The sequence below is a fragment of the Flavobacterium sp. genome (genome assembly GCF_049318185.1).
In the GTDB taxonomy this organism is placed as follows: domain Bacteria; phylum Bacteroidota; class Bacteroidia; order Flavobacteriales; family Flavobacteriaceae; genus Flavobacterium.
The window spans coordinates 1-11335 of the sequence record NZ_JBMOGV010000074.1; the positions used below are offsets into that span (position 1 = coordinate 1).

At 26.7% G+C, this 11335-nt stretch carries 7 protein-coding genes; all 7 read right to left on the reverse strand.

Going from position 1 to position 11335, the window contains the following annotated elements; genetic code table 11:
- Positions 1 to 409: 409 nt before the first annotated feature.
- The 7 genes from ACOYLT_RS07855 to ACOYLT_RS07885 all read right to left on the reverse strand — a co-directional run bounded on the left by ACOYLT_RS07855 (position 410) and on the right by ACOYLT_RS07885 (position 11161).
- A complete protein-coding gene (locus ACOYLT_RS07855) occupies positions 410 to 1312 on the reverse strand; it encodes an Abi family protein (RefSeq protein WP_422853309.1) in 903 nt (300 codons plus the stop codon).
- A 286-nt stretch (positions 1313 to 1598) separates the two neighbouring features.
- Positions 1599 to 1919 carry a helix-turn-helix domain-containing protein gene (locus tag ACOYLT_RS07860; RefSeq protein WP_422853310.1) on the reverse strand — a complete coding sequence of 107 codons (321 nt, stop codon included), beginning with the start codon at positions 1917 to 1919 and terminating at the stop codon, positions 1599 to 1601.
- A 79-nt stretch (positions 1920 to 1998) separates the two neighbouring features.
- Complete coding sequence (locus ACOYLT_RS07865; RefSeq protein ID WP_422853311.1) at positions 1999 to 3072, reverse strand: hypothetical protein; 1074 nt, start codon at positions 3070 to 3072, stop codon at positions 1999 to 2001.
- A gap of 183 nt (positions 3073 to 3255) precedes the next feature.
- Entirely contained in the window at positions 3256 to 3729 is a 474-nt protein-coding gene (locus ACOYLT_RS07870) for a hypothetical protein (protein ID WP_422853312.1), read from the reverse strand.
- A gap of 28 nt (positions 3730 to 3757) precedes the next feature.
- Positions 3758 to 5467 carry an AAA domain-containing protein gene (locus ACOYLT_RS07875; RefSeq protein WP_422853313.1) on the reverse strand — a complete coding sequence of 570 codons (1710 nt, stop codon included), beginning with the start codon at positions 5465 to 5467 and terminating at the stop codon, positions 3758 to 3760.
- 2 nt (positions 5468 to 5469) lie between these two features.
- The gene (locus ACOYLT_RS07880; protein ID WP_422853314.1) at positions 5470 to 9990 is read right to left on the reverse strand and encodes a sacsin N-terminal ATP-binding-like domain-containing protein; all 4521 of its coding nucleotides are present in this window, start codon (positions 9988 to 9990) and stop codon (positions 5470 to 5472) included.
- A gap of 316 nt (positions 9991 to 10306) precedes the next feature.
- Positions 10307 to 11161, reverse strand: a complete 855-nt coding sequence (locus ACOYLT_RS07885; protein ID WP_422853315.1) for a hypothetical protein — start codon at positions 11159 to 11161, stop codon at positions 10307 to 10309.
- Positions 11162 to 11335 lie beyond the last annotated feature (174 nt).

Below are 11335 nucleotides of genomic sequence, written 5' to 3' on the forward strand. Positions count from 1 at the left end.
AAGTATGACCGTAAAGTTTCCTATGAAATAGCGAACGTTGTTGAAGACAGTGGCGAAGGGTGGTTTTTTGAGTAGCCGGCTGGTGCGATGGAAGCTGCTCAAAAAGTTGCCCTAGAGCCACTGGCAAGCGCGTTGGGTGTGGCGGCTTTTTTACATAATGTTATTATAGTGCATCCTTGATTTTCATTAGAAGCAGGGTGTTTCTTTATGCACTATAATGCCACATTATGTAAAGAAGCTTGGGGAAAAAAATTACTGGCGCAAGTTGCGAAGCGTACGTGTTTTTTCTAAAAACTGTGCCAGTAATTTTTTTTGGAGCGTTGGCAAAGGAGTGGCAATAGAAATGTAAAACGTTCTTTTTTTGAAGAATATATTGTACCTCAATTGAATTGAATATGCTAATTTAAAACTATTCTTTTATCCAAATTGGTTGAGTTTTCCAATTTGCTGGAAATCCCATTTTGTGTACTGAAACTATAGGGTATTCATTTATTAAACTAAAGAATTTTTCTTTAATTGCGTTTCCTGGACTTACAAAATCAATTGTGTATAATGTCAATGATAGCAATGGAAATAGTTTTGCTCTTTGATTTTCGTTTGGAACGTAGGTAATGGGTTGGTTTTTAAGGTTTTTAGGCCATAAATATTTTGTTGTAATGTTGTTGTTCCATAGTCTTGAATGATGCGCTATGACGTTTCTTATTACTGTTATCGCTTCTAAAAAACTGGAGAAATCTTTGTGAGAATTAAAACCAAATTCTAATGCTATTTTTGACTTTTCGGGTAGTTGATGATTCAGATTTTTATATAATTTAGAAAGTGTGCCAAGTGATGTAACTTCCAGAGCTTTCCAAGACTCAAATGGCTCTCCTTTATGATGAAGTCTGTGTTCTACTATAAATTGTTCTTTGCTTCTTTCTATTTCAATGCTTAGATGTTCTATTGTGGCTTGTTGCTTGAATTTATTTGTAAAAATATCATAATTAAGATAAAATAATGATCCATTGGACAATGATAAGTGATAGATTAATTTAGTTCTCAAAGCAACTTCTATACGCTCTATTGCATCAAACATAAGCAAGCGCAAATGTCTGTCAAAATTATATAAATCTAAAACGTCTTCAAAAAAACTATCTTCTTTGAATTTGTGGTTTACTTTATCCGATTGCATTTCCCACCAATATCCTTTAAGACGATAATAGCTGATGTTCTTTAGAAAATGTGGAGCATTGTCAATGTTCTTAAATAACATCCCTCTTTCTAACAAAAGGTTTATTTGCTCCTCAACGGTTTTAGGTAATTTATTCGCCATATAGATATAAAAAAAAAGACCAGAAGGCTGTTCTTACGGGAAGCGCTACTGGTACGATTGATGCAAATATATATACAAATGTATAATTGACCAAGTATTTTAACAATTAATCTTTGTTCTCAATAAGAAACACCTTTGTTTATTGGGCTTTATTAGTTTAGATATTTAATATTTATTATAGGGTTTAGTATGTTTTCTGATTTTTTTAGATTAGTTTGAGTGTGTTTTATGAAATAAAAATAAATTTTAATGTCTTGCGAATTAGTTAATTAATAATGAAAAGCATTTAAAATCGTCTGGGATTTTTCCTAAGGTATTCCATAGCTTCTTTTTCGATTTCATCGTGCGTTTTTATTCGTTTTGAGAATATCCATTCATCAATGTCTGATTTTTTGAAATATAGTTTTTTGCCATTCTTATAGTGCGGTATTTCACTAGTAGATGTTAGTTTATAGATTGCTGACTTTGTAACTTTTAAATATAATGCTAATTGTACAACATCTAGTAATTCGTTTACTGGAGCTTTATGTTCTATTCTATTTAAATTTTGGATAGCTTTTTCAATACTATCCAGTCTTTCTAAAATGAGTTCAAAAGGATTTTCCATTTTATGTATTGTTTAATTAATATGAAATAAGAAATGAGATTCGTAATGAAATATCAATCCTCACAAGGTGTTGTTTTTACTATTTGTCGTCTAATATTTCATCTGGTTTATTGATTAATGGATCTAACCAATCTGCTTTGTCATTTGCCCAATTTATCCATTCTTGTGTTTCTTGGTCTAGAGTATTTTCGTTTTGCGCTTTCTCTTTTTTTGCTTCAATGTATTTCCTAATTAAAAGTGATTTATTGTATTGTTCCGATAATTTCACGAGTTTATTGAATTTTTCGACCTCTTCGTTTCTTCGTTGTTTTATTTCTTCCTTCCTTTTTAATTCTGCTTGATAGTTTAAGTGCCAAATACGATTTCTTTCTTTCTGAATTTTTTCTGCAGCGGCATAGATTTCAAGTTTAGCCATTATTTTTGCTAACATTTCTTCAACTTTGGCTTTACCATCACGCCATTCTCTTTCACCAGAGTATTTCCCCATTTTAATAATAAACTCTCCCGTTGGAATGTATTGAGAAGAGTCATATTTTGTTGTTGGAGGAATTCTCTTTGAAGCTTCTCTTAAATCGATTTCAATGAATACAGTATCGATTAAAACACCAGTATAGCTATATTCTTTACTCCAGGTATGTCCTCTATACCTCAATAATTTTGTAAAAGTATCCATAAAAAGTAATGCTCTTTTTTCACAATCATTTCCAACTCTTATAGGATAGACAATTCTATTATCCTCACGATAAGAATTGAATTTTATTTTACCTTTCCAATAATCCTTTGTTTGAATAGTAAGGATATCTGGCTTTGTTATAGTTTCTGGAACTGTTAAAGGTGCATTGGGATCATTCTCAATTTCTTTGGTTCTAATGGTTAATGGTGTTTGGTCCACATTAATTGGATTGCCTTCTTTTCTTATTGTTAAAACAATTTTATCCATTCCTCCAAAGATTGGATTTAGCTTTTCTTTTTTGAACTTTTTATTGAATTTGAGTTTAGACCAATAACTACCATCAGGCATTGGGACTTCAAATTGTTTGCAAATTTTTTTTATGCCATCATTTGTATAGGCATACTCCTGTGTCAACTTTGAAAGTGTTGTTGACCATACAATATCGTATAATTTTTTTCTAGTTAATTCGATAGTTTCCATAAAAAATACCTCTTTAAAAATCAGAATTAAAGGTACAAAATATTGATTAAAAAATGAAATTAGCGAAATGAAGCAAACAAAGATGTGAGTTTAGGAATACCAGAAGAATTATTTGCAACCTTGCAATGGGGATTTGGAGTTGCTATTGTAAAATGGGAATAAAACGAAAACTAGGTGTTAAAATTAAAACGGAATCTTATCATTATCAGTATCCAATGTAAATGGTTTAACAGTAATTTGTTCTAACTTGTTTGGTATTTCAACTTCATTTACAAGATTAAAGCACTCCATTAAATTCACAATTTCAGAATCTTTTATTTTAACCATAAAATCCATAAAAAAACCATCTTTTTCATCCAAAAAAGTAAAACCGGAACACCCTTTTTCGCAACCATCACAAACACCTGGTATGGCTTTTAAGGATTGAATACCATTGTTTTTAAGGCTAAAAAATTGTTTTTCAATTAATTCTAAATACTCCTGCTTAGTTATACCATCATAATAGTTTTGATTACTTAAAACGGTTCCCAAACCATTTATATCCAACTTTGAAAAGTAGTGAGCAAATGAATCTATCGGGTTTTCCGTTTTTTTTACAATGGTAACATCACCTAATTCTGCAAGTTGTTGTATTAATTTTAGTTGTTCATGTGTCATTATAAACTTCTTATTTTATCATAAATTATTATTTTAGTAAAATACTATTCCAAAACTCAGCTACTAATCCAGTAGCTGGGTTAATATTCTCAAAAATTGAATCAGTTATAATTAGTGTACAATATCTTGCTCTACTCGTAGCTACATTAAAACGATTTATATTAAAACTAAAACTAGGGTTATCGTATGGGATAATAAAAAATGTGAAATCACATGTTAAACCTTGAATTCTGTCAATTGTTTCAATTACAATGTTTTCATTATTAGATATTTCAGAATAAATGTTGTCTTGTAAAAAATTACGTGATTTTCTGAACGCTGTCAATATGGCTATTTCTAAATCTGGTTTTTCACTTTGTAATTCCTTTATTATTTTAATAAGTAAAGATGCAATTGAAATTGTAAACTTACCTTCATGTTTTATATCTGAAAAATATATTGATGTTCCTCCTTTAGGATTAAATAGATTATTTAATTTTTCAAATTGGATAGAAGGTGTTTCTAATTCAGATAATGAGATTAAAGAGTTATCATAGAAAACACCAGTTTGTTTAACCGCTTCTGGAAGTAATCTATATGAACCTGTCAGTCTTATTTTGAGACATTCTTCTTTTGAAGCAAAATGCTTTAGCCCATATATAAGCCAATTTATTTTTTTATCAATAATAGAAGGGTTTCTCTGTGAAACAACAGGAGGTAACTGCATGTGATCACCAACTATTAATAATTTACGACCAAGAGCTTTAGCACAAGCAATTGTACCTAAAAACGATTGACTGGCTTCTTCTAATATTACATAATCAAAAATAGTTTCAAAATCTGTTTCATTAGCAATGCCTGTCATTTTATAATATGTAGTCAATACTAACTCTCCTTTGGCTGGTAAGACTGTTTCACAATTTTTCAACCCTTTACAATGTTTTTGCTCTTCTGAATTTAAATTAGTTTTTGAAATTTTACCAGCATTTAAATGATTTGATAAACCATCCTTAGTGACTAATTCAATTAAAGCACGATTTGTTAAAGCGGTCACTAAAACTGATTTATTGTGTTCTAATAAATAATTGCAAATTTTAGCTAAAATTGTTGTTTTACCAGTACCAGGTGGTCCTTGAATAATAGCAACATCAGAGCTATCAAAATTATTATTTATTTCTACTAAAACATCTGTATTTTTATCTTCTTTGGAAACTTCAAAATTATTATCATTGTATTCATTATCAAGAATTCTTCCTGGCATTGAATCTGAGTTAATTTTTTTTGTTGCTTCAATTAAGTTAGTATAATATTTTATTGGAGGTTCTTTTCTTCCAAAAACAATATATTGACCAATTACTAATGATTCTAAAAAAGTAATTTCTGCCTGGCTAAAACCAACTTCAATAAATTCTTCCTTTTCGTTTTTTTGAATAAAGATTGGAAGTACATCTGAAGTAATTTCAGCATTACTTCTTAGGTTTTCATATGAGATATTTTTCCAAGTTGAAAAATCAAAAACAGAATCAGGAAACTTTAAAGCTAAAAGAGGTACTTTTAAAGCTGGCGCTGTTGTTTTTCTAAATTTTACAATGCAATTACCTCTTATGTTATCTGTACCCAAATAAATACCTAAAAATAATTCTTTAGAGTTTTTTAAGTCATCAATATTAGATTTAAAATAAAGTTCATATTCATTTAGAAGAGATTCTATTTCTCTTTCATAAAATTTAATCTGTTTGTCTCTAGTTAATGAACCCATACTTATAAATAATTTTCGTCACCAATATTACTATTCATTGTAATCACATTATTTTCATTATTAAAAATATCGGTATTTAATTTTTCCGCCATTTCTTGATTTGTAATGAATAATAATTTAGTAGAACTGATTGGAGCGTTTTCCATTAATTTATTTACTAATTCAATATCTTTAACACTATTATCAACACGGATTAATGTATATGGATTATAGGGTAAGTTTATTAAATCGTCTTTTGAATATATTATTTTGAAATCTTCATTACCTAAGTAAATCCAAAGCTCTATATTATCGCCTTCTAATTTTTTCCAACTGTAAGGATCCAAATACAATAATCCTTTTACTGAGGAACGAAAAATAATGTTTCGTATTTCCCCTTTATCATTTTTGAAAGATTTGACATTTGTTTCCCGAAATTCTTCTGGGTTACTTGGTGAGAATCCAATATTATCCAAATTTAATATCCCTTTAAGTGATGCCGAAAAGTTTGCTTCTAATTGAGATGTTAATTCTTCGGTAAGTTCTCCTCCAATAATTTGTTTAAGAGTTTCTATTTCGGTTAATGAAAAATCGTTTGAATTGGTATAATTGGTTTCTATATTTTTATTTAAATAATCTATATTTTCATCATTTTTAATTACCCTAAGTTTATTAAGTTTTTTTCTAATGACTATTTTATCTGAATTATTTATTCCAAATTCTTCACATAATACATCCAATAGAATTAATTCATCGGCAAAAAATAATTTCTTATTATTGTGATCATTATAGAACATAACGGGCTCAGAATATGTAGGATAATTATCAAAAGTTAGTTCAATATTAGAGCATTGAACAAAATCATAGGTATTAAAAAAATATTCAATTTCAGAAATATTCTGAACTACTATTTTGTCATTAAAGTATTCTTCAACAACTTTTTGAATTTCTTCAATTATTATCACGCCTTCTATTTCTTCTATTGTATGATTTATTGTTAAATTAACATCTCTAATAACAGTAATTCCGAGTTCAGTCAGTTTATTTTTAAATCCCTCATTATAATCAAGACTGTCAATGGAGATTTTATATAAATCATTAGATTTTGATATTATAGAAATTGGTAAAGATTCTAAAGATTTATCTAAATATATTGTATCAATTATTTTTCTAAATTCATTATCTGAACATTTGAATTCAATAGACTCACAAATAGTTTCTTTTTGTTCATTAGTAAAATTAGTATTACAAAGATGGTCAATAATTAAATTCTGATAATCATTATTTTCATATTCTTTATTTGATAGCAACGCGTTTATAATATCTTGACTATCTAGTTTATCTTTAAAATTCAAACATTCAGAAAGACCGATAAATTTCTTAATGTCAAAAGTTAAATAATTTTCATTATCCTTTAGATAAATTTCTAAATCTGGAGAATATACCTCTTGAGCTCCAACACAAATACCACTTTTAATTGGAAAATATTTATTGTCTTTGTAATTTAAATATAATATAAATAGGCTTTCGTTAATTATTGGATGTTGTAATCCTGTCTTTGGTTTTTTAATTATTTCATGATAGTTTTCAATGCTATTTAATTTATTCCAAAATATATTTAAGTTATCGAATTTATTATTAAGATGTTTAAAAAATGCCAGGTAAAAAAAATTGTCCTTTACTGTATAGTTAACATTTGGAAATGGATAAGTTTTAAATTCCCTTTGTTCATTTAATTGATTAATTTTAATTCCTGGAGTGATATTAAATTTCAATAAAAATCTATAAAAATCAATATGATTTTTTTTATCTAACAATTCCATGTATTCAGAAGAAATATATTTTACATCATCAATGTTTTGAAATAATTCTTTAGAATAAAAATCCACTTCGTCAATATATTTTGAAAATGAATTGTCAATAAATAAATTCAATTTTGCTGGGCTGACAATTGAATTATCAGAACATAATATTGGGAAATTAAACAAATTGTCTCGACTTACATCAAGATCTTTAATTGTTTTGAGAAAGTTAAAAATGGATATTAATGAATTTAAAATATCATTTTGATTACTGCTATGAACTTCTTTAAAATCATTAATAGATAATTTTTTTAATGTTCTATTAAATAGTCTACTTTCTGTAATTTCAATATCAGCAATTTGTTTTATAAATTTAATAAATTCATTTTTTTGAATTTTGTATTCATTACATATTTTATCAATGTTAACATAATTCATATCGTTATCACCATATCTTTCATTTAAGAATGAGTAATCTTCCTTACTATTATCCACTTTCATCATAATAGCATCCTTCAAAACAATTAATTGCCCGTCATTACATTCAATTAGAAGTTCAGAAAATTGATTATTAACTAATTTGTTGTTTCGTGAATCGACAAGATCTTTATTAGAAAAAAGAAAATACCAAAGATTATTAATGTACTTTTTTTTATTTGTTTTTAATTCATCACTATCATCTTCATTTAATAATAGTTTTTTGACTATTTCTTCAATATTCTTTGCAATTAAATCAACTGTGAATTTCTCATCATATTCATCGATTGATAATATGTTAAATAAAGATTTTATATTTAATTTACTAACAAAAATATTTTCTAATTCCGAAGGACAAGGCGTAAGTAATTCTAAATAATTAAACGTTTCTTTATATAGATCGGGTATGGAGATAGTAATATCTGAAACATGATAATCAAGACCGGATATTAAAAAGGGTTTGACTTTTTCACTAATAATTTTATATATTCTTTTATGATTTTCTAAAATTCTTATACTAAACAAGAAAAAAATAAATTGCTCGTAATTAAAAAAATAATCTTTTTTGAAAGTAACTAGATTAAATAAATCAATTAAATCTTTTTCATTGAATGTATCAAGTTCCAAGTAGTCAATTAACTTATCGTCTTCATCTATTAATAAAGAAGATAGAATGTGTTTATCTAAGAATTTTTCTATTTGATTAACGTATTTCTTATCAATAATTTGAAAAATTCCAGTCTTGTCAATAATCAAGTTATCCTTTTTAATTTTTACGTTATCAAGGTTTGGTAATTCTAATATGATACTATTCTCCAAGTAGTTTTCAGCTATTATTTCCAAGGCACTGATATTACTATTTTCAAAATCAGGTATTAATTTTAGAAAATCTGAGTACTTATTATCATTTATTAAAATTTGTGAAAAAGAAAGTAGTGTTTCTGAAGCAAATTTTAAAACTTCATCATTGTATTTTAAGTTCTGTACTATATCTGTTCTATCTAAATCAGGAATGAAATCAGCATTTATGATATATGGCAGACCGTGTTTTGTGTTTGACAAAGGCAGATAAGTAAAAAGATTTATCAGTTCGGAATTGTCAATTAATGGTAAGGCAATACTAACTTTGGGCTTTCTAAAGTTTCTCATTTTAGATGGAATTGCAGTAATGTTTTCATCTAACAATTCAGCTATTACATCTGGATTTGTAATTTCATATTCTTTAGAAATAGTCAAATATTTACCATCTTGATTATTATTCACTTTTAAAGTTAGTATATCGAAGTTTTTTTGTTTTTCGATTTCTTTTTCTAATAGGATAATTTCACCTGGAATTTTAATTTCCAGACTAACCAAGTTTTCTAAGAATATTAACAAATATGGATTTTGAGATAATTGTTTTAAATATTTTATAACATCACTTTTAAGTTCTTCACTTATCAGTTCAATTGCAAAAGCAACAGGAACGTTAAAAAAATCAAATTGTTGAATTTCATCAACTTTATCTTTTTCCAATTGAAATATAGGTAAAACTTCCCAAGGTAAATGAGCTCCACTTTCTGCTTTTTTAAAACTAAAACTAAAATTACCGGATCTAATATACACATTGTGTGTGTATCGAAATATTGATTTAAAACCGATGCCTTTATAACCAATCCTTTCTCTATCACTTTCATTAATTTGTTCACCAGCTAAAATACCCGTAATTGATTTAAAATTATTTTCAGTAAACAATGAGCCGTTATGTTTTACTAATAAATAATTGTCAAATATTTCGAAGGTTACAGATACATTTTTAAAGTTTTTATTTGGATGATCTACTGCATTTTGAATTAACTCATACAAGAAAGTAAGTTCATTAGACGATAAATCTCCTCTTAATCTATCTAGCATATTTCTATGCATACTAAGGTATCTTTCCGGTAAACCTAGATGTTCTTTAAGTTCTTGTTCTATTATCTTTTTACTTCTTGTAAAAGATAAAACATCATCTAAATAAGTTCTGAAGACTTTAGTGCTTAGATTTATATTTTGTTTTTCATCATTATAATCCGTTATTGCAACTGACAATATATCACCCTTTTTTATAACTGAAAATAGCTTTTGGGATAATTCTCGCTCATTAGCAATATTTGAAACATGTAATCTACAGTCATATCCTTCAATTTTGAACAATATAAGTTGAGCTTCTATTAAAATATTTTCTACTTCAAGATTGTATATTGAACCAGGTTCATATATAGATTTTATTTCTTGCCAAGTCATTATTGTACTTATTTTAGTGTCTTTTTGATTAATAGTAGTACTATTTAATATTTTAAACCAAATTTATTTAGTTTTTTAATTGATTTTAAAGCATTTACATTGTTAACCTCTTTTACTGTTCCGCTTTTTGAAACAGACTTTTGAATAGAATTTAAATTAGCTAATTCAAGATTATCAAATATTTTAGTTTGCTCTCATAAATCAAATATTTTAGACCAATCATTTTTGTAAATTAGCTTAAATTTGTTATTAATGGCTTTAACATCAATAACTTCAACCTCATTTTCATTTATTAATATTTTTATAGTGTCAATGTTTATATTTTTTTTGTTAGACTTTTCATATTTTTTAGAAGAAGTAATAATTCTGGTTTTTTACTATTGATCAAATTATCACATTCATTTTTGTTAACTTTAGTTGGATTAATTGATTCAAATACAATTATTCCATCTGGATCTTCAGCAGTAGAATTATCATGTAAAGTTTTTGCATATAATGATTGACTTTTCATAATTATTTTATTAAGTCTTTTATCGTTGATATTACATTGTTGTTTCATAAAATCATTGTAAGCTTTTTTATTTTTATTTGACCATCTAGGGGCACCTGTTATTAAAGCATTATCATTTTCCCAACCTTTTCCAAGTAATCCCTCGTTATGACTGTATTCATAGTTAGTTCTTTTATTATAATTTGCATTTTTTGAACATCTTCCTAATAAAATGAAATGATTATTATTATTAAATTTATAAATACTAATTCTATCTGAACCTGTTGTGTAAAATTCTGGAAATAGTGTCAAAATATTACTGCTGCAAAGTTTATAATATTCTTCTTTTGTTATTTCTATTTGTTTTTCTAAAATTCTATTTTTCTCTATTTCTGTTTTTAATGTTTTACCTGATAAATTTGCCCTAGCACTTATAATAACTGAGATTATCATCATAATGCTAAAAAAAGATAATAAGTATGGCCAACTATCTTTCCAAGAATAGTCATAAATGAAAATTTTATCATTGTTAGCCATAATCCCAATAAAGGCTAGTCCTATTGATGCAATTGTGGTTAAAAATTCAGAAATATAATTTTTTAATAAATTTTTAGTTTTATCTATTGATGTTAAAATTAATATTATTAAAATTAATATTATAAAAAGCCAATACCCATTCATAAGTCGTTATTTTTATTTTATTCATTAATGATGGAAATTATCTTTTGTTATTATAAATTCCATTAATTAGAGTAAACCATTCTTTAAATGTCATGTTTGGAAATTTATCATAGTAGTACTTTGTGCAAACTTCTACAGCTTCAAGAACTCTATTTTTTTCTAATAATGGAGTTA

What these genes read in the sequence shown, in the direction of transcription:
- ACOYLT_RS07855 (WP_422853309.1), bottom strand. Translation starts at nt 1,312, where the DNA reads ATGGCGAATAAATTACCTAAAACCGTTGAGGAGCAAATAAACCTTTTG.
- ACOYLT_RS07860 (WP_422853310.1), bottom strand. Translation starts at nt 1,919, where the DNA reads ATGGAAAATCCTTTTGAACTCATTTTAGAAAGACTGGATAGTATTGAA.
- ACOYLT_RS07865 (WP_422853311.1), bottom strand. Translation starts at nt 3,072, where the DNA reads ATGGAAACTATCGAATTAACTAGAAAAAAATTATACGATATTGTATGG.
- ACOYLT_RS07870 (WP_422853312.1), bottom strand. Translation starts at nt 3,729, where the DNA reads ATGACACATGAACAACTAAAATTAATACAACAACTTGCAGAATTAGGT.
- ACOYLT_RS07875 (WP_422853313.1), bottom strand. Translation starts at nt 5,467, where the DNA reads ATGGGTTCATTAACTAGAGACAAACAGATTAAATTTTATGAAAGAGAA.
- ACOYLT_RS07880 (WP_422853314.1), bottom strand. Translation starts at nt 9,990, where the DNA reads ATGACTTGGCAAGAAATAAAATCTATATATGAACCTGGTTCAATATAC.
- ACOYLT_RS07885 (WP_422853315.1), bottom strand. Translation starts at nt 11,161, where the DNA reads ATGAATGGGTATTGGCTTTTTATAATATTAATTTTAATAATATTAATT.